The sequence below is a fragment of the Actinomadura sp. 9N407 genome, from assembly GCF_044326315.1.
Lineage (GTDB): Bacteria > Actinomycetota > Actinomycetes > Streptosporangiales > Streptosporangiaceae > Spirillospora.
Genome location: NZ_JBIRAW010000003.1, coordinates 278,107 through 304,173, shown reverse-complemented (window position 1 = coordinate 304,173; position 26,067 = coordinate 278,107). Strand labels below are relative to the sequence as shown.

Below are 26,067 nucleotides of genomic sequence, written 5' to 3'. Positions count from 1 at the left end.
AACGTCCCATCCATTCAATGGGACGACTCTGGCCTCCGCGCCGCGTTCGGCCGATCCTCGAAGTACCCCCCGGACTACTGGCTGGTCCGATGGGTGTGGAGGAGGCGGTGCAGTTTGCCGACGGCGTACGGCGACAGGAATGGGGTGGCGGCGTCGGCCAGCGCGGTGAGTACGGCGTGTTCGTCCCAGGTGAGGGCGGGCAGACGTTCCCGGCTGATCTTCTGCCAGTCGCGCGGGGGGACGTGGGCGGGTTCGTCCCGGCGTGCCCACCACACGGCGTCGATACGGGCCCGCGTGGCGGTCTTGAGGTGGGCGTCCACGGCGGAGGTGAGGGCCGCTCGCAGCCGGAGCCACCCGTCTCGCTCTCGCAGGATCGAGTAGGCGGCATAGCGCACCTGGTGGCGGTCATGGGCGAGCAGGGCCAGCATGCGGTCGTCGCCGAGGCGGCCGGCGAGCGGACGCAGTGCTCGGGCCGCTTCTCGGATCACGTCGGCGGAGGTATCGGTGAGCAGGTCGCTCGCACGGTCGGTCAACCGGACGCCGCCCAGCCGGTCCAGTGCGCGGACGGCCTGCACGCGGCCCGCGGGGGAGGGGTGGTCGAGCCATCGGGCAAGGCGGGGGACATCACCGGACGAGCCGCACTCGCCCAGCCCCGCCAGCGCGCCCGGGGCCGGCGGGGTGGCGGAGTCGACCAGTGCGCGGTAGTGCGCGGCGGGATCGTCACCGGCGCGGCGGCACGCGTCGCGCGCGAAGGCCCGTACCGTGAACGAGCCGTCGGTGAGATGGCGGACGGCGGGACCGAGCAGGCCCAGCCGGTCCAGCCCGGTCAGCGCCGACACCCGCACCTCCGGCGCCGCAGCGGGGACGAGTTCGCGCAGCAGATCGGGGCGCCGGGTCCAGACCGCGTCCTTGGCCAGGAGGTCGGCGGCCTTCGCGCGCAGTCGCCAGTCGGGGTCGGCCAGGGCGAGGTCGCGCAGGTGGACGGGGTCCAGGGCACCGGCGGCCAGGGCCAGATCGAAGAGGAACCGCCGGGTGCGGTGCCCGCGGGCCGCCGTCAGGCTGGCGCGCAGGTCGTTCGCGGATGCGTTCCAGAGTACGGCGGTGACCTGGGCGAGGGCGAACCCGCCGTGGCCTCGGCGGACCAGCCGCAGCGCCAGGGCCGCCAGCCGTCCGGCGGCCTCAGGGTGCCGGAACAGCGCGGTCGCCAGCGCTGCCCGCGCCTGGTCGCGGACCTGGGGGACGTGGTCGGTGGTGCGCAGCATGAGGAAGGGGAGCAGGACGCCCTCTGCATCGAGCGCGGCGGTCGCCGTCTCCCGTACGTGCCCGTTCCGGTGCAGGGAGGCCAGCGCGGTCACGGCGATGCCGCCGCTGCCGCCGGCGAACGCGCGGCGGGCCTCCTCGCTCCAGCCGGGAACGGGCGCGTACAGCGGATGCCGCGCCAGGCGGTCCAGAGCGATGAGCAGGTCGGGACGCTCGCCGACGAGCCTGAGCAGCGTCGGCGCGCTCTCCTCTGTGGCCGGGCGCAGGAGCAGCCCGGCGAGCCGGTGGGCGCCCTCCTCGTCCCGGATGCCGACCCCCGTGACCGAGACCTGGGCATCGGCTTCGCTCGAATCCGGAGTTCGTGACCGCGGCCGCAATGACATTGCGGCATCGTCTCCAACCGCCTGGGGGCGTGTCATTCCGGTTTCGGCGCCCAGGAACCGTGGGAACCGGCAGTGGAAGCCGGGCCGCGGGCTCCTTGACAGTCTATATGCCTCTTTGGCTATATTGCCGCTATGGCATCTATGTTCGAGGTGCTGGCCGAGCCTCACCGCAGGGAGATCCTCGATCTGCTGCGCGACGGCGAACGGCTGGTCGGGGACCTGGTGGAGCGGCTGGAGCTGACCCAGCCGACCGTGTCCAAGCATCTGAAGATCCTGCGCGGCGCCGGGCTCGTCGAGGTCCGGCCGGCCGCGCAGCGCCGCTGGTACCGGCTGTGCCCGGCGCCGCTGGCCGAGATCGACGAGTGGCTCGCGCCCTACCGCCGGATGTGGAGCGCCAGCCTCGACACCCTCGAACGCCACCTGGACACCATGCCGGACGACGACGCCGAAGGAGCCTGATGACCACGGAAGCGACACTGCGGACCGTCAACGGGAAGCCGACGCTTCGCTTCGAGCGTCGGCTCGCCCACCCGCCCGCGAAGGTCTGGCGGGCGGTGAGCGATCCGGCCGAGATGGCGCACTGGTTTCCCGCCAGGGTCGAGGCCGAGTTGCGTCCCGGCGCGCCGATGCGGTTCACCTTCCCGGACGAAGCGGTGGTGGACGGCGGATGGGACGGCGAGGTGCTCGAGGTCGACCCGCCGAAGGTCTTCATGTTCCGCTGGAACGACGACGTGCTGCGGATCGAGCTGATCCCCGTGGACGACGGCTGCCTGCTGGTGTTCACCCAGACCATCGGCGGTGGCGAGGTGGGCCTGCTCGGCGCCGGCCGCACGGCCGCCGGCTGGGACACATGCCTGGACGAGCTGGACGGCCAGCTCGACGGCGAGACCGTGCCGCCCCGGACCGACTGGCTCGGCCCGATGGAGCGCTACATCGAGAAGTTCGGCCTCGGTGCGGGCACCGTTCGCGCGACCGGCGCCGGCTACGAGCTGCACTTCGCCCGCGACCTGGTGTGGAAGCCGGTCGACGACGCCTGGGGGGTGCTCGTCGAGGACGCCGCTCCGCAGGTCGGTGGTGAGCCGCCAGCGCGTGCGACGAACGGGTACGTGCCGGCCGGCGAGGTCACCGCGGTCGACGCGCCGCGAGTCCTGGAATACGGGTGGCTGCACGACGGAGCGCAGGCCGGCACGGTGCGCTGGGAGTTCCTCTCCGATCCCGAGCTGGGTGTCCGCCTCGAGCTGAAGCAGACTCTGCCCGCACACCTGGCCGGGCTGCGCGCCACAGCACTGGCCGCATGGCACGTCCAGCTTGAGCAGTTCTTCGCGGCCACCCACGGCGAGATCCGCTGCCCATGGCCGGCGGACCGTACCGAGCAGCTGATCAAGCACTATGCCGCCCAGCTGGGCTAGCTCCGAGGCCCGGCGCGGCACCGGGCCGCTCGGTCGTGCGGGCATCGGAGGCCGTCGCGGAGTTCGCACCACCCGGCTCGGGCAGCAGGCCCGGGTCACAGCCGGGTCACAGCTTTGGGCACCGTGCTGTGACCGCCCGTTGGATAGACAGTTGCGGGCGGATGGTGGCCGCCGACGGATGCAGCAGTGACCGGCAATGAGCGAGGGCGGCCGATGGCGCAGGTGGAAACGGCGGAGGCCGAACAGGGCGGCGCCGGAGGCCTGGATACCGGTGCCGGGACCTGGCGCGAGGGCATCCGCCGCCTGGTCCGCGTCGGCTCGCGGACGGGGCCCTGGAAGCGCGGCCTGGTGTTCGCGGCGGTGGCACTGCTGCTGGGCCTGTTCCTGCTGCTGCACGCGACGATCCCGAACCGGATCGGCAACCTCGGCAGCCTGGTGGAGACCTTCCTGCCGTGGTTCGGCCTGTTCGTCCCGATGCTGCTGGCCGGGGCGCTGTGGCGCCGCTCCGCCTCCGCGGTCGCCGGGCTGCTGCTTCCGGTCGTGGTGTGGCTGAGCCTCTTCGGCGGGCTGCTCGGCGACAAGTCCCGCTCGGGCAGCGACCTGACCGTGGTCAGCCACAATGTCGGCGCCGGCAATCCCGACCCGGCCGGCACCGCCCGGAACCTGGCCGCAACCGGCGCGGACGTGCTGGCACTGCAGGAGCTGAGCCGGCAGGCGCGGGGCACGTACGAGAAGGAGCTGGCGAAGGCGTACCCGCACCACGCGGTGCAGGGCACGGTCGGACTGTGGAGCAGGCTGCCGCTGTCGGACATCCGGCCGGTCGACATCAAGATGGACTACGGGCCGCTGGCCGATACCAAGCCGATCGACGCCAGGATGGACGACGCCCGGGCGCTGCGCACCACGGTGGCCACCGGCCACGGGCCGCTGGTGGTGTACGTGGCCCACATGGCGTCGGTACGGGTGAATCCCCGGGCGGGCTTCGGGACGGCCCAGCGGGACAGAGGCGTGCAGGCGGTCGGCCAGGCCATCGCCGCCGAGCAGAACGAGCGGGTGGTGCTGCTCGGCGACCTGAACGGCACCATGGACGACCGCGCGTTCGACGGCATCACCGCGCGGCTGCGCTCGGCCCAGGACGCGGCCGGGGACGGCTTCGGCTTCACCTGGCCGGCGTCCTTCCCGCTGGTGCGGATCGACCAGATCCTGGTCAGGGGCGTGCGGCCGGAAAGCTCGTGGGTGCTCCCCGCCACCGGCAGCGACCACCGGCCGGTGGCGGCCGGAATCAGCTGGTGAACCTGGCCTGCCGGGTGGCCGCGAGGTAACGCGCTTTACTAAGGCGCGTTAGTATCGGGCCGGAGAAGAGGCGAAGGGAAGGCGAGCTCTCATGAACCGCATTTCGTTCAACGACGGCTGGCAGGCCCGGCCGAAGGTCAACCCCTTCGCCGAACTGTCCGGCACCGCCGTCGAGTACCGCCCGGTGACGCTGCCGCACGACGCGATGATCGAGCAGGACCGGGTCGTCCCCCAGGGGGCCGCCACGATGGAGAACGGCGCCGGAGCGTACTTCCCCGGCGGCGCCTTCGAGTACCGCAAGACGTTCTTCGTGCCGGAGGAGCACCGGGGCAAGCGGATCTTCTTCGAGTTCGAGGGCGTCTACCGCGATGCGACCGTCCACCTCAACGGCGACTACGCGGGGCAGCGGCCCTACGGATACTCCCACTTCCACATCGACGCCGACCGGTTCCTGCGCTTCGGGCAGGACAACGAGATCCGCGTGGAGGCCCGGGCCCACCGCGACTCCCGCTGGTACACCGGTGCGGGCATCTACCGCGACACCTGGATGCTCATCGGCGCAACGGCCCGCATCGCGCTCGACGGCGTCCGCGTCACCACGCCCGACATCGACCGGGACCGCGCGGTGGTGGAGGTCGCGGTCACGGTCGACAACGACTCGCTCGCGATCCGCACCCTCGACCTGGCGACCGAGATCCGGGATGCCGGGGGCGTCGTCGTCGCCGGCGACGTCTCGAAGATCACGGTGCTGCCCGGTGAACCCGCGACGGCCCGCACCCGCCTGTACGTTCTCGATCCCGCGCTGTGGAGCACCGACTCTCCCATGCTCCACACCTGCCATCTGCGTTTGGGGGAGGACGGCGAGGAGGTGGACGCCGGCGACGTCACCTTCGGCATCCGGTCGCTGCAGCTCGACCCCCGGTCCGGCCTGCAGGTCAACGGCCGGACGGTCAAGCTGCGCGGCGCGTGCGTCCACCACGACAACGGGGTGCTCGGCGCGGCCACGTTCGCCCGCGCCGAGGAGCGGCGGGTGGAACTGCTGAAGGACGCGGGGTTCAACGCGATCCGCATGGCCCACCACCCGATGAGCAGGGCGATGCTGGACGCGTGCGACCGGCTCGGCGTGCTGGTCATGGACGAGGCGTTCGACATGTGGACCTCGGCCAAGAGCGAGTTCGACTACAGCCTGCACTTCCCCGAATGGTGGGAACGCGACATCGAGGCGATGGTCGCCAAGGACGTCAACCACCCCAGCGTCGTCATGTACTCCATCGGCAACGAGATCCCCGAGGCCGGTACGGCCGCCGGAGCGTTCTGGGCGCGCAGGCTCGCCGAGAAGGTCCGCTCCCTGGACGGCACTCGCTTCGTCACCAACGGCGTCAACAACATGCTGGCCGTGCTGCCGGAGGTCCTGAAGGCGCGGCAGCGGTCGCGGGGGACCGAGGCGGCGGGCGAAGAGGCCGGCGAGCAGGCGGGCATCGACGAGCAGGCGGGCATCAACACCGTCATGGCCGATGCCGGCGACATGATGAACAAGGTCGCCGTCTCGGACCTGGTGACCGAGCGCACCGCCGAGTCCTACGCGGTGCTGGACGTCGCCGGCATGAACTACTCCGAGAGCCGCTACGCCCTGGACCGGGACCTGTTCCCGGGCCGGATCATCGTGGGCGCCGAAACGTTCCCCACCCGCATCGACGGCAACTGGAAGCTGGTCGAGAAGTACGACCACGTCATCGGCGACTTCACCTGGACAGGCTGGGATTACCTGGGCGAGGTGGGCATCGGACGGCCCCAGTACCTCACGCCCGAGTCGCCGCGGCCCGTCCACGTGGCCCCCTACCCCCACTTGCTCGCGGGCTGCGGCGACCTGGACATCACCGGGCACCGGCGTCCCGTCTCCTACTACCGGGAGATCGTCTTCGGTCTGCGCGCCGCGCCCTACGTGGCGGTCAGACGGCCACAGCATCACGGCAAGACCTGGGGCGGAAGCCCGTGGGCGTGGAGCGATGCCGTCTCCAGCTGGACCTGGCCCGGATACGAGGGCTCGCCGATCACCGTCGAGGTCTACGCCGGCGCCGACGAGGTGGAGCTCCTGGTGAACGGAGGCTCGCTCGGACGGCGCCCGGCGGGGGAAGCACAGCGCTTTCGCGCCGAGTTCGAGACGGTCCACGCGCCGGGTGACCTGGTGGCGATCGCCTACCGGGGCGGCGCCGAGATCGGCCGCCACCTGCTGCGAACCGCAGAAGGACCGTGCCGGCTGCGTGCCGAGTCCGACCGGCCGGTCATCACCGACACCGGCGGCGATCTGGCGTTCGTGACGATCACGCTGACCGACGAGCGCGGAACGCTCCAGCCCGCCGCCGACCGCCCGGTGCGCGTGGACGTCTCCGGCGCGGGCGTTCTGGCCGGCTTCGGCAGCGCCGCACCGGCGAGCGAGGAACGCTTCGACGCGGCCGAGCACCGCACCTACGAGGGCCGCGCCCTGGCCGTTCTGCGTCCGACCGGTCCCGGCAGGATCCGCCTCCTGGTCTCCGCTCCCGGATGCGACCCGGTCGAGCTCTCGGTCGCCGTCGGATGACGAGCGCGGCCACCGGGGGCCAGGCCCGCCCTCTACCGGAAGGACGACGATGATCGACCGACAGGCGGTGGTCCGCCGCCACACCGTCGAGCTGACCGAGCCCGACCCCTCCCAGGTTCTGACGGTCGGCAACGGCGACTTCGCCTTCACCGCCGACATCACGGGAATGCAGACCTTCACCGCCTTCCACGACCAGGCCGCCGCCCACGCGGAACGGCGACCGGCGGTCAACACCGCGACGATGTCGACCTGGGGCTGGCATTCGATGCCCAACCCCGACGGCTTCGTGCTCGCCGACGCGATGTCGTCCTATCCCTCCGCACGCGGACCCGTGCAGTACCCGGACAGGTTCGACATGGCCGCGGCGTTCGGCGGCGCGGTCGCCGAGGAGTACCGGGCCGGGACGTGGCTGCATCTGAACCCCCAGCGAGTGGACCTGGGCCGGATCGGGCTGCTGCTCCGGCGGGCGCCGGGCGCCGTCCCGGAGACCGAGCCCGCGGTGCTCGCGAACCCGCGCCAGTGCCTCGATCTCTGGACCGGCGTGCTCGAGAGCGTCTTCGAGTACGCCGGACACGAGGTGCGCGTCACCACGGTCGCCGACCCCGACCACGCGCGGGTCGCCTTCCGCGTGGAGTCGGAGCTGCTCGCCGACGGCCGGGCGCGTGTCGCCGTCCGGTTCCCCTATGCCAGCGACGACTTCTTCCGGACCGCGGACTGGTCCTCGCCCCGCGAGCACCGGACGACGCTGGAACCGGTCGGAGAGCGGGCCTGCATGTTCGGCCGCGCCCTCGACGACACCGCGTACACGATGCGCCTGGACTGGTCGTGCGGGACGGTCGAGGCCACCGGCGAACCGCACGAGTTCGCCCTGACGACACCGGACGCCGCCCTGGAACTCGTCGCCTCCTTCGCCCCCGGCGACGGGGCGGACCTCGGGCGCACCGAGTTCGCCCGCATCCGGTCATCCGCGGAGAGGGCCTGGCACCGCTTCTGGACGTCGGGCGCGGCCATCGACTTCGCCGGCAGCACCGACCCGCGCGCCGCGGAGCTGGAGCGCCGGATCGTCCTGTCGCAGTACCTCACCAAGGTGAACTGCTCCGGCACGACCCCGCCCCAGGAGACGGGCCTGATCACCAACTCCTGGCAGGGCAAGTTCCACCTGGAGATGCACTGGTGGCACGCCGCGCACTTCGCGGCATGGGGACGTCCCGAACTGCTCGAACGGAGCATGGACTGGTACCTGTCCATTCTGGACTCCGCCCGGGACACGGCCCGCCGACAGAACTACGCAGGAGCACGCTGGCCCAAGCACGTCGGTCCCGACGGCAGGGAGAGCCCGAGCGACATCGGCGCACTGCTCGTCTGGCAGCAGCCCCACCCCCTCTACCTGCTGGAACTCCTCTACCGGAGCCGCACCGGACGGCAGCGCGAGGAGCTGGCGGCGCGCTTCGCCGAGTTGGTCGAGGAGACGGCGCTGTTCATGGCCTCCTTCGTCGAGGAACGCGACGGCGCCTACCACCTGCCCGCACCGCTCGTCCCCGCCCAGGAGTTCTACGACGCCACCACCACCGAGGACCCCACCTTCGAGCTCGCCTACTGGTGGTGGGGCCTGGAGATCGCGCAGCGCTGGCGCGAACGCCTCGGCCGGGACCGCGACGAGCACTGGCGGCGCGTCCAGGACGGCCTGGTCCCTCCCCACATCGAGGACGGCCGGTACACGGCGATCGCGACCGAGCCCTACCTCCGCCGGGACGACCACCCCTCGATGCTGTGCGCGCTCGGCGTCGTCCCCGCCACGCCCCTCATCGACCCCGCCACCATGCAGGCCACGCTCCTGGACGTCCGCGACACCTGGGACTGGAACACGGCCTGGGGCTGGGACTTCCCCGCCATGGCCATGACCGCCGCTCGCCTCGGCCGCCCCGACCTGGCGGTCGACGCGCTCCACATGGACGAGCCGAAGAACCGGTACGGGCCGTCCGGCCACACCCCCCAGATCGGCAGCCTGCTGCCGGTCTACCTGCCCTCCAACGGGGCCCTCCTGGCCGCCGTCTCCCTCATGGCCGCGGGCTGGGACGGGGCGGACGCGAACCGCCCCGGCTTCCCCGCCGACGGCACCTGGTCCGTCCGGCACGAAGGATTCACGAGGTGGCCGTGAACGGCGCGCGCCGGCGTACCGGCTCCGTCAGGTGGACGAGCGCTCGATCACCCGCTCGGACGTCCGCGCGAGGGCGGGGTGCGGATCGTCGCCCATGAGCCCGGCGGCGACCGCCTCGGCCCGGCGGCGGCCGACCTCGCGCAGGTCGTAGGCGACGGTCGTGAGCGGCGGCGCCGTCAGCCGGGCGGCGGGAACGTCGTCGGCGCCGATGACGGCGATGTCGGCGGGCGCGGCCAGACCGTGCTCGCGCATGCCGGCCAGGACCGCCATGGCGATCTCGTCGTTGAAGGCGCACACGCCGGTGACCGACCGCGCCGTCCATCCGGTCACGGCGAGCGCCGCCTCGGCGATCTCCATTCCCGTGTCCAGGGCCACGGGCCGGTCGAGTTCCGCGACGGCGCAGGCGCGGGCGGCGCCTTCCAGCCGCGCCTCGGCCATCGGGCGCAGGCCGGAGTCCGTCGGCATGGCGTATCCCAGGCGCCGGTGACCGCGGCCGATCAGGTGCTCGGCCTGGAGCCGTCCGATCTCGGACATGGCGGACGCGGCGCCCTCGGCGGGCAGCACGACCGAGGCCCCCGCCCGGTGGAGCGCCTCGACCATCGCCGGCTCGAACGAGTCGAAACCGATGACCGCCGTGGCGCTGAGGGTGGCGCACACGTCCGGCAGCGGGCGCCCGCGCGCGCCCGTGAGGTGGGTGACCAGCGTCAGCCGGTGGTCGGCGAGCGCGGCGGCGAGCTCCTCGACGAATCGGCTGATCCCCGGCCCGATGGGCAGGTCGGGAACGGCCAGCAGGACGATGTCGCTGCGCCCGGCGGCCAGGGCGCGCGCGGACGCGTGGGGGCGGTAGTCCAGGCTTCGCGCGGCCTCCAGCACGCGACGCCGGGTCTCCTCGGGGATCGACTGGCCGGGACGGTCGTTGAGCACGAAGCTCACCGTGGTCCGCGACACTCCGGCCGCGCGCGCGACGTCGGCGCTGGTGATGCGTTTCGGAGGGTGCGTCATGGGCCTCTCGCCGCGGGGTGCCGATCAACGATGCTCATCGTACGGCCTCGCTTGTAACGCGTGTTAGCGGACCCGGGCCGACCACGCCCGCCGTTCGCGCGTTCGTTACGCGGCTTCCCCTTGCCACCCGCCCGTCCCGTGCCATTAGGTACTAACGCGAGTTGGTATCGCGCGTTAGTAGAGGCCTCGCACTCGCGCCGACGGCAACCGAACCCTCACCACACGCCCGGTCGATTCAGCTGTTCGCCCCGATAGCGAGGTCATCATGGCGCTCACTGGGTCCTGGCGCAGATCGGCTGGGGGACGGTCTTCGTGCTCCTGTTCTTCAGCCCCGTTCACGGCCGCTGGGTACTGGAGGGCGGCGACTTCGAAATCGTGTGGAACGTCTGCGGCGTCAACGTCCTCTGTCGGGTATGGCACTCACCGCTGATGACCGGTCCGCCCCGATCCGTCGATCGCCGGGCCCGCCACCGCGGCGAGCCCGCGCCGCGTTCTGGTCGACGATCATGGCAACGGTCCTTCTCGGCGACGCCGCGTTCCATGCGTACTGGGCCACCGGAGCGGTGTGGCCCGCGGACGACACCTACGACCTGTCCCGCGCCGTCCTCGGCTTCGGTTCCGACTTCAGGCCCGGACTCGTCCTGCCGCTCGCCGCGCTGCTCACCGTCGCGGCGGGGCTCGTTCTGGCTCGCGGGCGCCTGGGACGGGAGCACCGGCTCGGGTGGCTCTGGCAGCTGGGCACGCTCGGTGTCACCGCCGGGCTGCTCACCCGCGGACTGCTCGGGGTGCTGTGGTGCGTGCCGGCCCTCGGCCATACGCCCGGTGTCTTCTACTGGATGAACATCCTCGTCTACACGCCGATGTGCCTGGGCCTGGCCGGCTGCGGCCTCCGGCTCCTCGGCGAGGGGACCGGCCGGCCCGGGACGACCCGCCCCGGGGCCCGCTGGTCGCGGACGGCGGCCACCGGAGTGCCCGCGGCCGTGGTGGCCCTGGCACTGCTCGGGGCCTTCGGGTTCTCGCCGGCGGCCCAGAGCCGGGACGTCCCGACGGCGGTTCTCGGACAGGCCACGTCGGAGTTCGTCGACACCCCGCTGGCCCGGTTCCACCACGTCAAGCTGGGCTCCGGGTCGCCGGTGGTGCTCCTGTCGCCGGGATCGTCGTGGGCCGCGGCATGGACGCCGCAGCTCGCGGAACTCTCGGCGGAGCACACCGTCTACGTCGTGGATCTGCCCGGACAGGGCTACACCGAGCTCCGCGACCGTGGGTTCACCTACGACCTGAACGGCATGACCCGGGCGATCGACACCTACCTCGACGCCGTCGGCCTTCCCCGGACCGTCCTGGCCGGCAACTCCTGGAGCGGCGGATGGGCGCTGGCCTACGCCCAGTCCCATCCGGACCGGGTCGACCGCCTGATCCTGCTCGCCCCGTCGGGAGCGGACCGTCCCGACCCCGTCGGATGGGAGATCCTCAAGCTCCCGATCGTCGGCCTCGCCCTGGCGCGGCTCGGGTCATCCAGTGTCCCCTCGCTGGAAAGCGCCGTGCGCGGCCTGCTGGTGAATCCCGACGCGGTCGACCCCGCGTTGATCAACGCTCTCGCCGTCCCGGGCACGTTCCCCGGCAACGTGCGGGCCACCCACGAGCTCGAGGCCCGGCTGGACTGGAGCGTCACCGAGCGCGCCATGCCACGGACGACGACACCGACGCTGGTGCTCTGGGGCGGCGCGGACTCGGTCCTCCCGGTCGAGTACGCGGCGACGTTCGAGCAGCGGCTCCCGGCGGTGCGGCTCCACGTTCTCGACGGCTGCGGTCACGGGCTGCCGCTGGACTGCCCGTCCCAGGTGAACGCGCACATGAAAGAGTTCCTGCGTGGGTACTGATCCGCCCCATCCCGCACCGGGCCCGGTCGACACGGTCACCCTGGTCCGGACGGCGCAGGGCGGCGACACCCTGGCGATGGGCGACCTGCTCGACGTGCTCACGCCCTACGTCGCGCAAGTGTGCGGGTCGATCGCCCTCCGCAGTGGCTCCGACGCCGCTCAGGACACCCTGATCGTGGTGATGAGGTCGCTGCGGTCACTGCGCGAGCCCGCCGCACTGTTCGGCTGGGTACGCACTATCGCGGTCCGCGAAGCGGTCCGCCACGCCGAACGAGACGCCCGAGCCCGTCCCACCGGCGACGAGACATTGAACCGGATACCGGCCCGCGGCGACCCCCAGCTCGCCGCCGACATCCGGGATGTGCTCGCCCGCCTGAGCCCCCGGCACCGCGCCGTGCTCGTCCTGCGCGACCTGCACGGCGTCACCGAGGACGACGCGGCGGCCCTGCTCGACCTGCCGGTCGGGACCGTGAAATCCCGGCTTCACCGAGCCCGGGAGTCCTTCAGGAAGGCGTGGATCTCATGACCCCGACCTGGCCTTCCGCCGCGGTCGACCCCGTGCGCCGGCTCCGTGCCATGGCCGCCGGCGTGCCCGGCGCCACGGTGACCGAACGCATCGTCAATGCCCCGCTGAACCAGATCTGGGAGATCCTCACCGACTTCGAGGACGGGTTCACCACGGTGCAGCCCGGCATGCACCACGTCCGCGTCCTCACTCGGGACGGCGATAGGGCGGAGCTGCACGCCCGTGGCAGGCTCGGCCAGCGCGCCCACCTGCGCGGGGTCGTCCGCCCCGGCTGGTGCTGGCTGCAGAGCCGGTTCCTGATCATCGGCATGGCGGCGGCGGCTCAGCCCGACGGGCGTACCCGCGTCGCCCTCACCGGAGGTGTACGGGTCCCGGCGATGGCCGCCATCGTGCCGATCGGGGTCGGACGCGAGTCACGCAGATCCCTCGACAAGCTCGAAGAGCTCGTCGTTCGCCCCCCTGGGTGATGGTGAACCGGCCGACCACGACCGCCCGATGACCGATCCCGAGTCCGAGGGTGGACCCCGCCGGCCCGCCATCCGGCGAATGATCAATGCTTGCCGTAGTCACGGGTGAGCCAGTGCTCGGCGCGGACGCGGACGACGACCATCGTGTGGGCGATGTCCTTGGTGGATTCCAGGTATTCGGCGGCACCCTCGGGCCCGAGATAGCGCTCGGCCAGCGCGCGGCGCTCCTCCGGGTGGGCCTGCTGGACGGCGGTGACGGCGCCCTCCACGGAGACGTATCCGTAGGGCATCCGCTCGTTCTGCACCGTGAGACTGACCCGGCCGGCCTGACGGATCAGGGCCATCTTGCGGCTGTCCTGGCCGGTCGCGAACGAGATCTCACCGCCCGGCTCGTACAGGTACCAGACCGGCACGGCCAGTGGCGCGCGGCCCTGCTCTCCGGCGACGCTGAGGATCCCCACGTGCGGCCCGGCCAGGAAACGTTCCCGCTCGGCCGTGTTCATCACCAAGGTCATGATCGGTCCCCTCGCTGACCATTTCCACCATCCTGCCACGGCCCTGATGACCCGGCCACGGCGAGAACGGCCCGGCCATGCCCGAAGACCAGCCGAGATGGCCGAGTGCAGATGACCGGCAGTGGTCAGGTGATCACGATGGCCGGGTCGTGCCAGGTGTCTTCCCTCACATCGCCGGGGCCCACCGGCACGCCCGCCACATCTTCCCTGATCAAGGCTGTCCGGCGGTGTCACCGAGTGGGCGCGACGCCGCCGATTCACTGTTCACGAGTAACGGGCAAGGAATGCCTTTCTGTGGTTCGCTTTCCTCGGACAGAAAAGGTGGGCATTTGAGCACTGGCGAGCAGGTGCCATCGGGCATCGACCCGAGCGTTCCGAGCGTGGCGCGGATGTACGACTACTACCTGGGAGGCAAGGACAACTTCCGCTCCGACCGGGAGGCCGCGGACAAGGTCATCGCCATCAGCAGGGAGGTCGGCAACGACGTCCGGCTGGCCGCCCGTGCGAACCGCGCCTTCCTCGGCCGTGCCATGGGGATGCTGGCCGGCCTCGGCGTGCGGCAGTTCCTCGACATCGGCACCGGGCTGCCCACCCAGGAGAACGTGCACCAGGTCGTTCTGCGCCGTGCCCCCGACGCGCAGGTCGTGTACGTCGACAACGACCCGATCGTGCTCGTCCACGCGCGGGCGCTGCTCGCCGACAACCCGCAGACCCTGGTTCTGGAGGGCGACCTGCGCGACCCGGACGCGCTGCTCGCCGACCCCGCGCTGCGCGCCCGGATCGACTTCGATCAGCCCGTCGCCCTGATCCTTTGCGCCATCCTGCAGTTCGTCTCCGACGACGCGGAGGCCGAGCGGATCGTCGGCCGGCTGTGCCAGAGCCTGCCGTCCGGCAGCCACGTGGTCATCTCGCACGTGTTCCCGGGAGAGGGCCACGACGACGAGCTGGCGAAGGTCGACGGCGTCTACAGCCGCACCACGGCGGGGAACTTCACGCTGCGCAGCCGCGCGCAGATCGGTTCGCTGTTCGCGGGGACCGAGCCGCTGCCGCCCGGCCTCGCCCCCGTCGAGGACTGGCGGCCGGGCGGCACCGAGGACTTCGACTTCACCAGGGCCACCTACCTCGGCGGGGTCGCCCGCGTTCTCTGACCGCCGCGACGAGCTGCGCGACTTCCTGAGGCCACGCTCGCGGGGGTCAGGGGAGGGTGGGGATCCTCGGGGCCGCGTCGGTCCAGCCGGCCTGCAGGTACAGGTCCTTGGCGACCTTGCCGGGGACGTCTGGAACGGTGCGCGACGTGCTCAGCACGAGCGAGGAGCCCGGGTCGATGATCACGGTTTCGGCGACGTCGCGCAGGACCCGTACGTGCAGCCCGACCCCCTTGCGGCCGCGCTCGTCGGTGACCGTGCCGATGGCGGTGACCCCGGGCATGGCTGCGAGCATCCGGTAGGCGGCGGCGCGCACCTTCGGCGGTGCGGGGGTAAAGCTGAGCAGCCCGGTCACGCAGTTCTTCAAGACCTCGTCCGTGGTCCGGCCCGCGGTGGGGTGGTCGCGCGGGATCGCTCGCTTGAGGGCGCCCTTCAGCTTGCCGGGGTCTGCGGGCAGCGCCTGGACCTGCTTGAACGTCATCTCCCTGTCGCAGACCGGATAGGTCTTCGTCCCGGTGTCCTTGTCGAGCACGGGGGAGACCGGGTTCGGGTCGGGCGAGCCGTCCCGCCGGAAGGCGGGCGCGTCCTTGGCGGACATGGGCACGGCGCCGAGCGTCCGGTATCCCGTCCAGGACCGGCCGTCCGGGCGGCTCCACTGCCCGATCAGCTGCCGCCCGAGCATCCAGTAGTCTCCGGGCTCGTCGTAGTAGGCGCTCGACTGCATCCTCAGGACGTGCCAGTACTTGCCGGTGGCCGGTGCGGCCTCGGCCTGCTCGGCGGCGGCGAGCAGGACGGTCTTCGCCGACATCGGCTGCGCGGCGACGGAACCGCGGCCGTGGTCGGGCGCGCGGGGGGTGGTACCGGAGGACAGCACGACCGCGCCCGTGACGGCGGCGGCGGTGGCGGCCAGGCCGACCCCGCCCCACCGGGCGCGACGGCGCCAGGCCTGTCGCGCCGGGTGCTCCGGCTCGCGCATCCCGTTGAGGAGACGATGGCGGACGGCGGCCTCGGTCTCCGGCGTGGGCGGCTCGTCCAGCATCGTGGCGATCATCTGGAGTTCGTCCATGGTCACAGTCCTTCCGTGTGGGCGGGCAGGGCGGCGCGCAGCTTCTTTCGCGCCCGGTTCAGGCGGGAACCGACGGTGCCGTACGGGATGCCCAGCACGCCCGCGATCTCCTCGTGGGAGAGCTGGGCGAGGGCTTTGAGCAGCACGACGTCGCGGTCCTTGCGGGACAGCGCGGCGAGCGCCCTGGCCAGCGACGGCTGGAGCCGTTCGGCGGACACCGAGGCCGCGACCCGGTCGTCGTGGCCGCCGGGGTGGCGGTCCGCGCCCACCCGAGCGAGCGCCCGGTAGCGGCGGGTCTCGGTCCGGCGGTGCTGGGCGATGAGGTTGGTCGCGATGCCGAACAGCCAGGGCCGGACGGATCCGCGGCACGGGTCGAAGGCCGCGCGGCGGCGGAACGCGGCGAGGAAGGTCTCGGCCACGACGTCGTCGGCCGCCTCCGGGCCGAGACGTCCGGCGACGTAGCGGTGGACATCGGCGTAGTGCCGGTCGTAGACGGCGGTGAAGCGGTCGCCGTCGCGGACGGACGCGGCGAGCACTTCCGCGTCCGTCGGGGCCGTATCGGGCCGGGCGGTCACGCTGCCGCCCCTTCCGTTGGGTCCGGCATGGGACACCTCCGAGGGGATGGTCATCACTTCTACTCCGCTCGCCCCCCGGATCGCTTTCACGCGGGTCGGCGACATCCCCGGCAGCGGTGGGCAGGGGCATGCCGCGCAGGACGGCTGGGGCGTCGACCACTCGGGGAGCAGTAACCCAGGCGGTCGGGTGTGCGAACTGAATCGCGGTGCACTCGTCCCCCGAGCGAGCTACTCGTGAGTGTCCACCGTGCGGTGACGATTCCGGAGCGTCGAATCCATAGCGTTCTTCGACGTAGCCGCGCTTGCGCCGCGGAATCTCACGGAGGAGTCGTCATGCGGCTGTTGAAGCAACTCTTGCCCGTCGCGGCGGTTGCGTTCGTCGGTGGCCAAGCCATTGTTCTGGTGGAAGGGAATGCGTTTCTCACCCTTGCCATTGGTATCGCGTCGGCCGTGCTCGCGGTGTTCGTGTACGCCCGGGCGGTGCGGTGGTCCGAGCATCGCGTGCCGGTCGAGGTGGCCGCGGAAGGTGCCGCCACCCGCATCGGTCTGGGGATGCTGCTCGGTGTCGGGTGGTGCGCGGCCGTCATGATGAACATCGCCTTCCTCGGCGGCTACCGGGTGGACGGCTTCGGGTCGCCGGCGGGCCCGATCGGGCTGTTCGGCTTCATGGCCGCCGCCGCCGTGACGGAGGAGCTCCTGTTCCGCGGCATCCTGTTCCGGATCGTCGAAGAACGCACCGGCACGTGGATGGCGCTGACGCTGACCGGCGTGCTGTTCGGCCTGTCCCACCTGCTCAACCCGCATGCCAGCCTCTGGGGGGCGATCGCCATCGCGATCGAGGCCGGCGCCATGCTCGCCGCCGCCTACGCGGCCACCCGCACACTGTGGGTGCCGATCGGCGTGCACTTCGGCTGGAACTTCGCCCTGGGCGGCATCTTCGGCGCCGAGGTCTCCGGCAACGGCGCGAACGAGGGGCTGCTGAACGGCGTGATGTCGGGCTCGGACCTGCTCACCGGCGGCCGGTTCGGGCCGGAGGGGAGCCCGTACACGGTCCTGATCGGCGTACTGCTCACGATCGTGTTCATGTGGACGGCCCGCCGGCGCGGCAACGTGGTGCCTCGCCGCCGGCGCGCCGCCCGCGCCGCCCGGGCCGACGCGGCCGCTACGCTCTCCCAGTGATCGAGCTTCGGCGTGTCCCGGACCTGTGGCGGCGATGGGACGTCACGCTCCGGGATCTCCCGCTCGCGCTGCTGCTCGTCGTCGCATCGTTCCTGCCGATGTTCCGCGGCCAGGAGACGCAGGTCGGCGATCTGCCGCCCCGCCCCTTCGACGCGCTGGCCATCGCGGCGCTCGTCCTGATGTGCGTCCCGATCGCCCTGCGCCGGCGGTGGCCGGCCGCTTGCCTCGTCCTGGTGACGCTCGGCTTCGTCATCGTCGAGCTCCGCAGCTACCACATGGTCGCGAGCACCGCCATGCCCTTGGCCCTGATGAGCGCGGGCGCCCACCTGGAACGCCACCGGCGCGCCGCGGTCGTGCTCCTCTCCGCCGCGTACGTCCCGCTGGCGGTCGCGCTCGACCGGCTCGGCTCGACCGAGCGGCTGGGCGGATTCGTCACGTTCTACCTGCTGGCGGCCGTCGCGTGGGGCCTGGGGGCATGGCTGCGCTCGACCCGGATCGCCGAGGCCGAGCGCCGCAGCCGCGTCGCCGAGGCCAGCCGCACCGCCGAACGCACCCGCATCGCCCGCGAGCTGCACGACATCGTGACCCACCATGTGACGGCGATGGTCGTCCAGGCCGAGGCGGCACGCTACCTGACGGCCGCGCCCGACCGCCTCGACACGACCCTGAGCGCGATCACCGACACCGGCCGGCGGGCCATCACCGACCTGCGTCACCTGCTCGACCTGCTCAACCCCGATCACGACACCGCGGGCGGGAACGTGGGAAGGGCACCGTCGGCCGGTGACATCCACGCGCTGGTGGAGCAGACGCGGCAGGCCGGTCAGCCGGTGGAGTTCGCCCAGGAGGGTGAACGGGCCGAGTCGGCGGGCAGTGCCGAGTTCGTGGCCTACCGGGTCGTGCAGGAAGCTCTGACGAACGCCCTCAAGTACGCCCACGGAAGCCGCACCGCGGTCCACCTGCACTATGACGCAAAGGAGATCACCGTGGAGGTCGGCACGGACGGTTCCGGCTCGCGAGCCGGGTCGCCCGGCGGGAGCGGGCGGGGCCTGGCCGGGCTTCGCGAACGGGTGGACGCCATAGGCGGCGAGTTCAGCGCGGGCGGGCGGGCGGGCGGCGGCTTCGTCGTGCGGGCGCGCATCCCCGCCGGGAGCCCGTCGTGACCGCGCCGGTCCGCGTCCTGATCTGCGACGACCAGGCCCTGATCCGGACCGGGTTCGCGACGATCATCGGTGCGCAGCCCGACCTGGAGGTGGTGGGCGAGTGCGGCGATGGACGCGCCGGTGTCGACCTGGCCCGCCGGCTGCGCCCGGACATGGTGGTGATGGACGTGCGGATGCCGGTGCTCGACGGCATCGAGGCCACCCGCCTGCTGGCCGGTGCCGGTGTGGCGGATCCGGTCAAGGTCCTCGTGGTGACGACGTTCAACCTGGACGAGTACGTGTACGAGGCGCTGCGCGCGGGGGCGAGCGGGTTCCTGCTCAAGGACGCCCCGCCGGCGCAACTGCTGCACGGCATCCGTACCGTCGCGGCCGGCGCCGCGCTGCTGGCCCCTGAGGTGACGCGGCAGCTCGTCGGCAGGTACGCGGCGCGGATCCGTCCCGCCGAGGGCACGCCCGGCGACGTTCCGCTGGCCCCGCGCGAACTGGAGGTACTGCGCCTCATCGCCAACGGCCTGTCCAACAGCGAGATCGCCGCGACGCTGGTGATCAGCCCGGAGACCGTCAAGACGTATGTGTCGCGCATTCTCACCAAGCTCGACCTGCGCGACCGCGTACAGGCCGTGGTCTACGCCTACCGCAGGGGCCTGGTGACCTGAAACGCATTGACCGCGCCTCGCGACGACGCCGGACCGGTGGCCGGGGGCGGCCACCGGAACGAGAGGCCCTGTGCGGCCACCCGGGCGTCCAAGATGTGTGAGCAGGTCAAGGATCCAGGCCGGCGGCTACATGCTCTTCGCCGCTTTCTTCGGCCTCATCGCGCTGGGAGGCCTCTTCACCGAGATCGACCGCACGCGTGCAGGGACGGAGACGTCCGCGAAGGTCATCAAGGTGGTGGAGGGCTCCAAGAGCGGCTACCTGGTGGTCGGCTTCACCACCGTCGACGGCCAGAACGTCCGGGTGGAGATCAGCCAGAGCGACTGGGGGAGGCTGCCGGAACAGGGGGACACGGTCAGGGTCCGGTACGTCCCCGGCGATCACGACAACGCCGCGGACGCCGACCGGACCGTCGTCGATCGATTCTGGCTGCCGTTCATGCTGGGCACGTTCGCCCTCGCGTTCGCCTATGTCGGTGTCTGCCGCCTGACCGGCCACACCAACAAGGTGATCCGCTTCTTGCACCCATAGCCACTCAGCCCGGCTTTCAGCGTCGGCCAGTGTGTTTCTGTCCGAACTCCGCCCGGTTTCGGTGCCCAGGCCATGTCGCCGAATACCGTCCTGCACCGATGCCGCCGAGCCGGCATGGCCGGTTCTGCATCGGGCTGGCGCAAAGCAGGGCCGTCTCTTCAGCCGGCGTGAACAAGTAGAGGCGTCGGGCGATGGCTCGGCGTCCCTCCTCCTTGGGGCCGATCGCTGACAATCCCACGCGGCCGTAGGCAGTATGAGTTCAGACCCCGGTGTGGGAAAGGTGGCCGCTTGTGAGCACCGAGTTTCTTCGGGAGGCTTTGGTCGGTGATCAGGCTGAGGCGTGGGAGATGCGGCGTCTTGTCGTGGTGCTTTTCGATGGGGCTCTGCTGGGCAGTATGTCTTTCGCGTTCGGGGTGTTCGATATCGCCGCGTCTTACGGTGCCCTTCCCGGGGTGGCGGTGAGGGTGGTCGCGGGCGAACCGGGCACGACGATCGTGGGCGGCGGATTGACGTGCGAGGTCCCTTACGATCTGGGGGCGGTGCGGGACGCCGATCTGATCCTGGTGCCGAACCTGCCGCAGTGCTCGGCTGAGGATCCGCCCGAGCCCGCGCTGGAGGCGTTGCGCGCGGCGCATGCCCGGGGTGCCCGGGTGGCGGGGCTGTGCAGCGGCACGTTCGTCCTGGCCGCGGCCGGTCTGCTGGAGGGCCGTCCGGCGACCACGCACTGGGCGGTCGCCGGCCGGCTGGCGCAGATGTATCCCGGGGTGCGCGTGGACGCATCCGCGCTGTACATCGACGATGGTGACGTGCTGACCGCGGGCGGCGGTGCTGCGGGGATCGATGTCGGCCTGCATCTGGTCCGCGCGATGGCGGGCGCCGCGGCCGCCAACCGGCTGGCCAGGGCGATGGTGGTGGCGCCGCACCGGCCGGGCGGGCAGGCGCAGTACATCCAGACACCCCTGCCCGACGCCGACGCCGATGATCCGGTCGCCGAGACGATCGCGTGGGCGCGCACCAGGCTGGACACCGCCCTGCCGGTGAGCCTGCTGGCCGAGCGGGCGCACATGAGCCGCCGCAGCTACGACCGGCGGTTCCGGGAGATCACCGGAACGGCCCCGGCCAAATGGCTGACCCACCAGCGGATCATCCGGGCCCAGCACCTGCTGGAGGCCACCACCCTGCCGGTCGAGGAGATCGCCCGGTCCTGCGGGTTCACCTCGGCCGCGGCACTGCGCCCGCACTTTCGGCGGCTGGTCGGCGTCACCATGACCGACTACCGCACCACCTTCACCCCCAGGTTGTCCTGAAACCGACCGTCATTTATCAGTCGAAGGGCGACATCATCCGGGTGCACGACACCAGCTGGGACGGCGGTGCGGTCCGCGTGACGTGGCGCACCCGCGACGGCCGCAAGGGCAAGTGCTGGGACCCCGACAGCTCCGGCAAGGCGAGGAAGTGCAACTACGACTTCAAGGAGAAGTACAAGGGGCAGGACAACCTGATCACTTACCGGGTCGAGGCCGTCGACGGCGGCGAGGTCTGGGACTCCAGCGGCTGGCAGGGCGTCTCTACCTGACGTGCCGGGAGGGGCCGCCGGTCAAGGGCGGCCCCTCCGCTTTTCACTCGGGCCGGGGCGCAGTGGCCACGCTCGCGCGCAGGTTGCCGACGCGGGGGTGGTCATGATCGTCGTAGACGGTGAACGCGGCCCTCCTTCTTCACTTCTCCTTAACGGGCGTTCCGGCGCGGCGCCGGCCGCCGGAACCGTCAGCCCCCTCCGTTGGCGACGTAGGCGGCGGGGTCGTACTGGAGGTGGAGCCGCTGGATCCTGCCGCCGGTGATGGTGAAGAACTCGGAGATCCTGACGATGCCCTTGGGCAGGTGGGCGTCGTAGAGAACGGCGCTGCCGTCGGGGCCGTTGACCTCCCGGATCAGGTCGATCTTGCTGACGTTGGCGATGAACCCTTTGACGCCCTGCCTGAAGGGCGCGGCCCCGGTGACCCGTCCGGCGATGGGGCCCTCGAACTCGAGGTCGTCGGCCAGCAGGGGCGCGAGCTCCCGGCCGTCCCCGTAGCTCTCGATCCCGCCCGTGAGGACCTGGTAGTAGGCCCTGAGCAGGGAAGGTGCGGTGTCGCTGACGACTGTCACGGGATCTCCCTCGATCGACGATTGGCGTGGTTGAAAAAGTAAACCACTAAGTAGAGAATCGCAACCGGGCTGATAGGCTGCGGCCATGCGCTCGTACAACCAGTACTGCTCGATGGCCCGCGCGCTGGACCTGGTCGGCGATCGCTGGGCGCTGCTCATCGTCCGCGAACTGCTCACTCAAGGTCCGTGCCGGTTCTCCGACCTCCGACGCGGATTGCCCGGCATCGCCAGCAACCTGCTCGCCGAGCGCCTGCGCGAGATGCAGTCCGCCGGGCTGATCACCCGGCACGAAGAACCACCACCGGTCGCCGCAACGCTGATCAGCCTCACCGAACGCGGCCAGGACCTTCGCGGCGTCGTCCGCGAACTGACCCGCTGGGGCGCGCCCCTGATGCTCGCCCCGCCGGACGGCGACGAGTTCAGGGCGCACTGGCTGTCACTGCCCCTGCGCCACCTGTGCCAGGACGGCTCACCCGACGAGCCGGCCGTCACCGTGCGCCTGGGCGACCTGCACGACGGCTGCGACATCATCGCCGACCACGGCCGGATCGACGTGCGTCCGTGCTCGACCGAGCGTCGACCCGACGCCACGATCACAGCGCCACCGCAGGTGTTCGTCGCGCTCTTCACCGGACTGATGACCCTGCGGAAGGCCCAGACCGAGGGGCTGGTCGTCGACGGTTCCACGCCGGCATTCCAACGCCTGCTCCCCGCAGAGAGGGCGAACCGATGACAGGCCGTCGAGACACGCCCAACCAGCATCTCCTCGACAAGGTCGCTGAAGACTTCGACGACGAACCGGACGTCGCGATGGGGACGATGTTCCGCGGCCCGGGCCTCCGCGTCGGCGGCAAGATCTTCGCGTTCCTCGGCCATGACGGCGAACTCATCGTGAAACTCCCCCAGGAACGAGCCCGCCGCCTCGTCGACGCGGGAACCGCGGAACACGTCACCATGGGGAGCCGGACCATGCGTGAATGGATCGCGTTTCCCGCCCAGGAAACCGACACCGCGACACTCGCACTCTGGCGAAACATCGCCCACGACGCCCATCGGTACGTCGACTCCCTGCGCCGACAAGGCTGAACGGCTGCAGACTTGCCGTTCTGTAGGCGATACGCCCTTTGCGCCTTCGATCCCTTCTGTGGTTTTTCGCTCTTCCTCTGAGATGCTGCGGGCATGGAGACGGCAGCGGTGCCCATGGAATGTGTGGCCCTCGGAAGCCAGGGGCTGGTGGCCGGGCGGCAGGGGCTGGGATGCATGGGGATGAGCGGGTCCTACGGCGCGGCCGACGAGACCGAGGCGGTCGCGGTGATCCACCGCGCCCTCGACCTCGGGATCGGCCTCCTCGACACGTCCGACGTGTACGGCGCCGGGCACAACGAACGGCTCGTCGGCCGGGCACTGAAGGGCCGCCGCGACGACGCCGTACTGGCCACGAAGTTCGGCATCACGGGCGACGAGGACGCGGGCCGTATCGCGCTGCGCGCCGATCCCGCCTACGTCCGCGATGCCTGCGAGGCGTCCCTGCGCCGCCTGAGGGTCGACCACATCGATCTCTACTACCTGCACCGCACCGATCCCGCGACGCCGATCGAGGACACCGTCGGCGCGATGGCCTCGCTCGTGGCGGCCGGGAAGGTCCGCTACCTGGGCCTGTCGGAGGTGAGCGCCGATCAGCTCCGCCGGGCGCACGCCGTCCATCCGATCACGGCGGTGCAGTCGGAGTACTCGCTGTGGGAGCGCGGCATCGAGGTCGAGGTGCTGCCCGCGATGCGCGGGCTGGGCGTCGGACTGGTCCCGTTCTCGCCACTGGGACGCGGGTTCCTGACGGGTACGGTCGCACCCGGGACCGTGCTGGGCCCGGACGACTTCCGCAGCGGGCTGCCCCGGTTCGCGGCGTCCAACATCGAGGCGAACGCGGCGATCGCCTCGATCGTGCGCGAGGTGGCCGACCGGCACGGGGTTCCCGCGGCAGCGGTCGCGCTGGCCTGGGTGCACGCCCAAGGAACGGATATCGTGCCGATTCCGGGCACCAAGCGGCGGGCGTACCTCGACGCCAACGCCGCCGCACTGAGCGTCGTCCTGGCGCCCGAGGACCTGGCGATCCTGGCGAGCGTGGCCGGCCGGGTGCGCGGCGACCGGTACGGGGACACTCTGGTCAACCCGGACCGCTGACGCCGCCGGTACCAGGACGGCCGTCCGGAGAGGACGAAAGGGACGCGCCCACAGCATGAGAGCATCGTCTGGTTCCTGAAGCGGCATTCGAAGGCACAAAGGACGATATGGCTTCAGATCGATCAGCCGGACCGGCGAATCGCCTTTCGGGTCATGATCCGCTCCTCGACGAGATCAACGTCCGGCTTCTCCAAGCCCTCCGCGAGGACGCACGGCAGAGCATGTCGTCCCTGGCCCGCCGGGTGGGGATGTCGGCGCCGGCGGTGACCGAACGCGTGCAGCGCCTCGAACGCGCGGGCGTCATCCGCGGCTACTCCGTCGACATCGATCCGGCCGCCATCGGCTTCCCGGTCGCCGCCTGGGTACGCGTCCGTCCGGGACCGGGCCAGCTCAGCCGGGTAGCCGCGCTCGCCGCCGAGACGCCCGAGGTGGTCGAGTGCGACCGCATCACCGGCGAGGACTGCTTCCTGATGAAGATCCATGTCGCCGCCGTCGACCGCCTGGAGGACGTACTGGACCGGTTCCTGCTCTACGGGCAGACGACCAGCTCGATCCTGGTGTCCTCGCCCGTACCCCGGCGCGCCCTCCCTCTCGGCTGACGAACCTCTGACCTTCGGCTTCGAGCCGGCTCTCGCCCGCGGCGAGGCGACAGGGGGCGCCGCCGCATCCAGCTTCCGAGAGGGCCCCGATATCGCATGACTCACCGCGGTGCCAGCGGGCGGATCTCGCCGGTGACGACGAAACGCAACGGGACGTCGGCGATGCTCTGAGGCCCGGCGGGGCGGTCCCGCTCTTCCCGCAGGTACACCACGATCGCGTACCGGCCCGGCTGCGGCGCCGACTCGTCCGCGGCGCCGATGCCCATTCCCGTCACGCCGGTGTAGCGGCGGAAGATGTCCTTTTCGTGGCGCTTCATCACCCGCTTGGTCGTTGTGTAGTCCGAGCCCGGCCGAGCGCTGGGGGATGGGCTGGGCGATGGGCTTGCGGATGGCGGCTGTGCCGGCGGTCCTTCGTCCGGGGAGCAGCCGGACGATCCCGCAACCGCGGCGGTGAGGAAGAGCGCACCGAGCCGCCGCCGCAGACGGCGGGGAGGCGGCGGGCCGGACGCTGTACGGGCCGGCGAGTGAGCTGGTGGCACCGCCGTGGACACGGGCCGTGATTTCCGTTCGTCCCCAGAAGGTCGGCCCATGCCTTGCCCCTGTCCTGTCAACGAGAAAGGCGGCAGATTGTGATCTTTGTACCTGCTGCCCCGCCCAGGGGACAGGGCCGGATCATGGCCGAAATCGGCCTGCATCGCGGGGCTGGAGGTTTCCGCCTCACCCGGTCGTGATGTTCGGATCCGGGATCGTCAGTCCGTTGCCGGGCGATCCGCGGGCCTCACGCCGTTGAGGAGGATGCGGGTGGTCTTGTCGACCCAGTCCGCGGTGAGGCCGTCGGGACCTCTGATCAGCGTTGCGGCCAGGGCGGAGCCGATGATCATCTCCAGGATCACGACCGTGTCGACGTCGGCGTCGAGTTCTCCGCTCCTGACGGCCGCGTCGAGGTCGGCGTCGAGGCCGCGCCACCCCTCGGCGGAGAACCGCTCGAGGATGCGCCGGTGGACGACCGGGTCGGTCGCGGCTTCGGCTATCAGGCCGGGTACGGCGATTCGGGCCAGCGGGGTGGTCAGGAGTTCCGCGATCCGTCTCACCAGTTCGCGCAGGTCTTCGGCGAAGGAGCCGGTCCGCAGGGGGTCGGTGGTGGCGCCGCCTCGGAAGGTCGCCTCGTGGATGAGGTGGGCCTTGCTGGGCCAGCGTCGATAGACGGCGGGCCGGGACGTGCCGGCGCGGTCGGCGATGGCGGCCACGGTCACTTCGGCGTAGCCGACCTCCGCCAGCAGTTCGGCGGCGGCGTCCAGGACGGCGCCGTCGATGCGGGCGTCACGCGGTCTTCCGGTGGGGTTGTTCATTTTCGAGCACAG

Annotated in this window: 27 protein-coding genes; 19 read left to right on the top strand and 8 right to left on the bottom strand. The window is 71.4% G+C overall.

From position 1 onward, the window contains the following. Nucleotides 1-74: 74 nt before the first annotated feature. The gene (locus tag ACH34Q_RS06885; protein WP_395981909.1) at nucleotides 75-1,643 is read right to left on the bottom strand and encodes a HEAT repeat domain-containing protein; all 1,569 of its coding nucleotides are present in this window, start codon (nucleotides 1,641-1,643) and stop codon (nucleotides 75-77) included. 132 nt (nucleotides 1,644-1,775) lie between these two features. On the opposite strand from ACH34Q_RS06885, the gene ACH34Q_RS06880 reads away from it, so the two are divergent. The 5 genes from ACH34Q_RS06880 (at nucleotide 1,776) to ACH34Q_RS06860 (ending at nucleotide 9,081) form a co-directional block, all read left to right on the top strand. Further along, the gene (locus ACH34Q_RS06880; RefSeq protein WP_395981908.1) at nucleotides 1,776-2,102 is read left to right on the top strand and encodes an ArsR/SmtB family transcription factor; all 327 of its coding nucleotides are present in this window, start codon (nucleotides 1,776-1,778) and stop codon (nucleotides 2,100-2,102) included. Continuing rightward, on the top strand, nucleotides 2,102-3,052 hold the full coding sequence (locus ACH34Q_RS06875) for an SRPBCC family protein (protein ID WP_395981907.1): 951 nt from the start codon (nucleotides 2,102-2,104) through the stop codon (nucleotides 3,050-3,052). Before ACH34Q_RS06880 ends, ACH34Q_RS06875 begins: the two co-directional genes overlap by 1 nt. A gap of 213 nt (nucleotides 3,053-3,265) precedes the next feature. Then, a complete protein-coding gene (locus ACH34Q_RS06870; RefSeq protein WP_395981906.1) occupies nucleotides 3,266-4,345 on the top strand; it encodes an endonuclease/exonuclease/phosphatase family protein in 1,080 nt (359 codons plus the stop codon). A 91-nt stretch (nucleotides 4,346-4,436) separates the two neighbouring features. Beyond that, nucleotides 4,437-6,923 (top strand): glycoside hydrolase family 2 TIM barrel-domain containing protein, encoded by a 2,487-nt coding sequence (locus tag ACH34Q_RS06865; RefSeq protein ID WP_395981905.1) that lies wholly within the window; start codon nucleotides 4,437-4,439, stop codon nucleotides 6,921-6,923. A gap of 49 nt (nucleotides 6,924-6,972) precedes the next feature. Continuing rightward, entirely contained in the window at nucleotides 6,973-9,081 is a 2,109-nt protein-coding gene (locus tag ACH34Q_RS06860) for a hypothetical protein (RefSeq protein WP_395981904.1), read from the top strand. Between the two features lie 27 nt (nucleotides 9,082-9,108). On the opposite strand, the gene ACH34Q_RS06855 is transcribed toward ACH34Q_RS06860, so the two are convergent. Then, on the bottom strand, nucleotides 9,109-10,083 hold the full coding sequence (locus tag ACH34Q_RS06855) for a LacI family DNA-binding transcriptional regulator (protein WP_395981903.1): 975 nt from the start codon (nucleotides 10,081-10,083) through the stop codon (nucleotides 9,109-9,111). 506 nt (nucleotides 10,084-10,589) lie between these two features. Between ACH34Q_RS06855 and ACH34Q_RS06850 the strand changes: the two genes are divergently transcribed. The 3 genes from ACH34Q_RS06850 to ACH34Q_RS06840 are packed head-to-tail and all read left to right on the top strand — an operon-like array spanning nucleotide 10,590 to nucleotide 12,956. Next, nucleotides 10,590-11,963 (top strand): alpha/beta fold hydrolase, encoded by a 1,374-nt coding sequence (locus tag ACH34Q_RS06850; RefSeq protein WP_395981902.1) that lies wholly within the window; start codon nucleotides 10,590-10,592, stop codon nucleotides 11,961-11,963. Then, a complete protein-coding gene (locus tag ACH34Q_RS06845) occupies nucleotides 11,953-12,489 on the top strand; it encodes an RNA polymerase sigma factor (RefSeq protein ID WP_395981901.1) in 537 nt (178 codons plus the stop codon). The genes ACH34Q_RS06850 and ACH34Q_RS06845 overlap by 11 nt, the downstream gene beginning before the upstream one ends. Continuing rightward, nucleotides 12,486-12,956: a hypothetical protein gene (locus tag ACH34Q_RS06840; protein ID WP_395981900.1), complete on the top strand. Its 471-nt coding sequence runs from the start codon at nucleotides 12,486-12,488 to the stop codon at nucleotides 12,954-12,956. Before ACH34Q_RS06845 ends, ACH34Q_RS06840 begins: the two co-directional genes overlap by 4 nt. Before the next feature lie 83 nt (nucleotides 12,957-13,039). On the opposite strand, the gene ACH34Q_RS06835 is transcribed toward ACH34Q_RS06840, so the two are convergent. Continuing rightward, nucleotides 13,040-13,471, bottom strand: coding sequence for a pyridoxamine 5'-phosphate oxidase family protein (locus ACH34Q_RS06835; protein WP_395981899.1), 432 nt, complete (start codon nucleotides 13,469-13,471; stop codon nucleotides 13,040-13,042). A 329-nt stretch (nucleotides 13,472-13,800) separates the two neighbouring features. Between ACH34Q_RS06835 and ACH34Q_RS06830 the strand changes: the two genes are divergently transcribed. Beyond that, complete coding sequence (locus tag ACH34Q_RS06830) at nucleotides 13,801-14,619, top strand: SAM-dependent methyltransferase (RefSeq protein WP_395981898.1); 819 nt, start codon at nucleotides 13,801-13,803, stop codon at nucleotides 14,617-14,619. 46 nt (nucleotides 14,620-14,665) lie between these two features. On the opposite strand, the gene ACH34Q_RS06825 is transcribed toward ACH34Q_RS06830, so the two are convergent. Then, complete coding sequence (locus ACH34Q_RS06825) at nucleotides 14,666-15,682, bottom strand: CU044_5270 family protein (RefSeq protein ID WP_395981897.1); 1,017 nt, start codon at nucleotides 15,680-15,682, stop codon at nucleotides 14,666-14,668. A 2-nt stretch (nucleotides 15,683-15,684) separates the two neighbouring features. Further along, on the bottom strand, nucleotides 15,685-16,311 hold the full coding sequence (locus ACH34Q_RS06820) for an RNA polymerase sigma factor (RefSeq protein ID WP_395981896.1): 627 nt from the start codon (nucleotides 16,309-16,311) through the stop codon (nucleotides 15,685-15,687). Nucleotides 16,312-16,590: 279 nt separating this feature from the next. On the opposite strand from ACH34Q_RS06820, the gene ACH34Q_RS06815 reads away from it, so the two are divergent. The 6 genes from ACH34Q_RS06815 (at nucleotide 16,591) to ACH34Q_RS06790 (ending at nucleotide 21,360) form a co-directional block, all read left to right on the top strand. Next, on the top strand, nucleotides 16,591-17,436 hold the full coding sequence (locus ACH34Q_RS06815) for a lysostaphin resistance A-like protein (protein WP_395981895.1): 846 nt from the start codon (nucleotides 16,591-16,593) through the stop codon (nucleotides 17,434-17,436). Next, on the top strand, nucleotides 17,433-18,599 hold the full coding sequence (locus ACH34Q_RS06810; RefSeq protein WP_395981894.1) for a sensor histidine kinase: 1,167 nt from the start codon (nucleotides 17,433-17,435) through the stop codon (nucleotides 18,597-18,599). The genes ACH34Q_RS06815 and ACH34Q_RS06810 overlap by 4 nt, the downstream gene beginning before the upstream one ends. After that, on the top strand, nucleotides 18,596-19,255 hold the full coding sequence (locus ACH34Q_RS06805) for a response regulator (protein WP_395981893.1): 660 nt from the start codon (nucleotides 18,596-18,598) through the stop codon (nucleotides 19,253-19,255). Before ACH34Q_RS06810 ends, ACH34Q_RS06805 begins: the two co-directional genes overlap by 4 nt. Nucleotides 19,256-19,352: 97 nt before the next feature. Continuing rightward, the gene (locus tag ACH34Q_RS06800) at nucleotides 19,353-19,784 is read left to right on the top strand and encodes a DUF3592 domain-containing protein (protein WP_395981892.1); all 432 of its coding nucleotides are present in this window, start codon (nucleotides 19,353-19,355) and stop codon (nucleotides 19,782-19,784) included. A 395-nt stretch (nucleotides 19,785-20,179) separates the two neighbouring features. Beyond that, the gene (locus ACH34Q_RS06795) at nucleotides 20,180-21,091 is read left to right on the top strand and encodes a GlxA family transcriptional regulator (RefSeq protein WP_395981891.1); all 912 of its coding nucleotides are present in this window, start codon (nucleotides 20,180-20,182) and stop codon (nucleotides 21,089-21,091) included. 41 nt (nucleotides 21,092-21,132) lie between these two features. Then, nucleotides 21,133-21,360: a hypothetical protein gene (locus ACH34Q_RS06790; protein ID WP_395981890.1), complete on the top strand. Its 228-nt coding sequence runs from the start codon at nucleotides 21,133-21,135 to the stop codon at nucleotides 21,358-21,360. A 188-nt stretch (nucleotides 21,361-21,548) separates the two neighbouring features. Here ACH34Q_RS06790 and ACH34Q_RS06785 read toward each other — a convergent pair whose 3' ends face one another. Continuing rightward, on the bottom strand, nucleotides 21,549-21,929 hold the full coding sequence (locus tag ACH34Q_RS06785; protein ID WP_395981889.1) for a nuclear transport factor 2 family protein: 381 nt from the start codon (nucleotides 21,927-21,929) through the stop codon (nucleotides 21,549-21,551). Nucleotides 21,930-22,014: 85 nt separating this feature from the next. On the opposite strand from ACH34Q_RS06785, the gene ACH34Q_RS06780 reads away from it, so the two are divergent. The 4 genes from ACH34Q_RS06780 to ACH34Q_RS06765 all read left to right on the top strand — a co-directional run bounded on the left by ACH34Q_RS06780 (nucleotide 22,015) and on the right by ACH34Q_RS06765 (nucleotide 24,706). After that, a complete protein-coding gene (locus ACH34Q_RS06780; protein WP_395981888.1) occupies nucleotides 22,015-22,662 on the top strand; it encodes a winged helix-turn-helix transcriptional regulator in 648 nt (215 codons plus the stop codon). Then, nucleotides 22,659-23,015 (top strand): hypothetical protein, encoded by a 357-nt coding sequence (locus ACH34Q_RS06775; RefSeq protein WP_395981887.1) that lies wholly within the window; start codon nucleotides 22,659-22,661, stop codon nucleotides 23,013-23,015. Before ACH34Q_RS06780 ends, ACH34Q_RS06775 begins: the two co-directional genes overlap by 4 nt. Before the next feature lie 93 nt (nucleotides 23,016-23,108). Continuing rightward, nucleotides 23,109-24,107 (top strand): aldo/keto reductase, encoded by a 999-nt coding sequence (locus ACH34Q_RS06770; protein WP_395981886.1) that lies wholly within the window; start codon nucleotides 23,109-23,111, stop codon nucleotides 24,105-24,107. Nucleotides 24,108-24,214: 107 nt separating this feature from the next. Then, the gene (locus tag ACH34Q_RS06765; protein ID WP_395981885.1) at nucleotides 24,215-24,706 is read left to right on the top strand and encodes an Lrp/AsnC family transcriptional regulator; all 492 of its coding nucleotides are present in this window, start codon (nucleotides 24,215-24,217) and stop codon (nucleotides 24,704-24,706) included. Between the two features lie 101 nt (nucleotides 24,707-24,807). On the opposite strand, the gene ACH34Q_RS06760 is transcribed toward ACH34Q_RS06765, so the two are convergent. Continuing rightward, nucleotides 24,808-25,023: a hypothetical protein gene (locus ACH34Q_RS06760; protein ID WP_395981884.1), complete on the bottom strand. Its 216-nt coding sequence runs from the start codon at nucleotides 25,021-25,023 to the stop codon at nucleotides 24,808-24,810. 432 nt (nucleotides 25,024-25,455) lie between these two features. Then, nucleotides 25,456-26,055 carry a TetR/AcrR family transcriptional regulator gene (locus tag ACH34Q_RS06755; RefSeq protein WP_395981883.1) on the bottom strand — a complete coding sequence of 200 codons (600 nt, stop codon included), beginning with the start codon at nucleotides 26,053-26,055 and terminating at the stop codon, nucleotides 25,456-25,458. Between the last annotated feature and the right edge of the window lie 12 nt (nucleotides 26,056-26,067).

What these genes read in the sequence shown, in the direction of transcription:
- ACH34Q_RS06885 (WP_395981909.1), bottom strand. Translation starts at nt 1,643, where the DNA reads ATGTCATTGCGGCCGCGGTCACGAACTCCGGATTCGAGCGAAGCCGAT.
- ACH34Q_RS06880 (WP_395981908.1), top strand. Translation starts at nt 1,776, where the DNA reads ATGGCATCTATGTTCGAGGTGCTGGCCGAGCCTCACCGCAGGGAGATC.
- ACH34Q_RS06875 (WP_395981907.1), top strand. Translation starts at nt 2,102, where the DNA reads ATGACCACGGAAGCGACACTGCGGACCGTCAACGGGAAGCCGACGCTT.
- ACH34Q_RS06870 (WP_395981906.1), top strand. Translation starts at nt 3,266, where the DNA reads ATGGCGCAGGTGGAAACGGCGGAGGCCGAACAGGGCGGCGCCGGAGGC.
- ACH34Q_RS06865 (WP_395981905.1), top strand. Translation starts at nt 4,437, where the DNA reads ATGAACCGCATTTCGTTCAACGACGGCTGGCAGGCCCGGCCGAAGGTC.
- ACH34Q_RS06860 (WP_395981904.1), top strand. Translation starts at nt 6,973, where the DNA reads ATGATCGACCGACAGGCGGTGGTCCGCCGCCACACCGTCGAGCTGACC.
- ACH34Q_RS06855 (WP_395981903.1), bottom strand. Translation starts at nt 10,083, where the DNA reads ATGACGCACCCTCCGAAACGCATCACCAGCGCCGACGTCGCGCGCGCG.
- ACH34Q_RS06850 (WP_395981902.1), top strand. Translation starts at nt 10,590, where the DNA reads ATGGCAACGGTCCTTCTCGGCGACGCCGCGTTCCATGCGTACTGGGCC.
- ACH34Q_RS06840 (WP_395981900.1), top strand. Translation starts at nt 12,486, where the DNA reads ATGACCCCGACCTGGCCTTCCGCCGCGGTCGACCCCGTGCGCCGGCTC.
- ACH34Q_RS06835 (WP_395981899.1), bottom strand. Translation starts at nt 13,471, where the DNA reads ATGACCTTGGTGATGAACACGGCCGAGCGGGAACGTTTCCTGGCCGGG.
- ACH34Q_RS06825 (WP_395981897.1), bottom strand. Translation starts at nt 15,682, where the DNA reads ATGGACGAACTCCAGATGATCGCCACGATGCTGGACGAGCCGCCCACG.
- ACH34Q_RS06820 (WP_395981896.1), bottom strand. Translation starts at nt 16,311, where the DNA reads ATGACCATCCCCTCGGAGGTGTCCCATGCCGGACCCAACGGAAGGGGC.
- ACH34Q_RS06815 (WP_395981895.1), top strand. Translation starts at nt 16,591, where the DNA reads ATGCGGCTGTTGAAGCAACTCTTGCCCGTCGCGGCGGTTGCGTTCGTC.
- ACH34Q_RS06795 (WP_395981891.1), top strand. Translation starts at nt 20,180, where the DNA reads ATGTCTTTCGCGTTCGGGGTGTTCGATATCGCCGCGTCTTACGGTGCC.
- ACH34Q_RS06780 (WP_395981888.1), top strand. Translation starts at nt 22,015, where the DNA reads ATGCGCTCGTACAACCAGTACTGCTCGATGGCCCGCGCGCTGGACCTG.
- ACH34Q_RS06775 (WP_395981887.1), top strand. Translation starts at nt 22,659, where the DNA reads ATGACAGGCCGTCGAGACACGCCCAACCAGCATCTCCTCGACAAGGTC.
- ACH34Q_RS06770 (WP_395981886.1), top strand. Translation starts at nt 23,109, where the DNA reads ATGGAGACGGCAGCGGTGCCCATGGAATGTGTGGCCCTCGGAAGCCAG.
- ACH34Q_RS06765 (WP_395981885.1), top strand. Translation starts at nt 24,215, where the DNA reads ATGGCTTCAGATCGATCAGCCGGACCGGCGAATCGCCTTTCGGGTCAT.
- ACH34Q_RS06760 (WP_395981884.1), bottom strand. Translation starts at nt 25,023, where the DNA reads ATGAAGCGCCACGAAAAGGACATCTTCCGCCGCTACACCGGCGTGACG.
- ACH34Q_RS06755 (WP_395981883.1), bottom strand. Translation starts at nt 26,055, where the DNA reads ATGAACAACCCCACCGGAAGACCGCGTGACGCCCGCATCGACGGCGCC.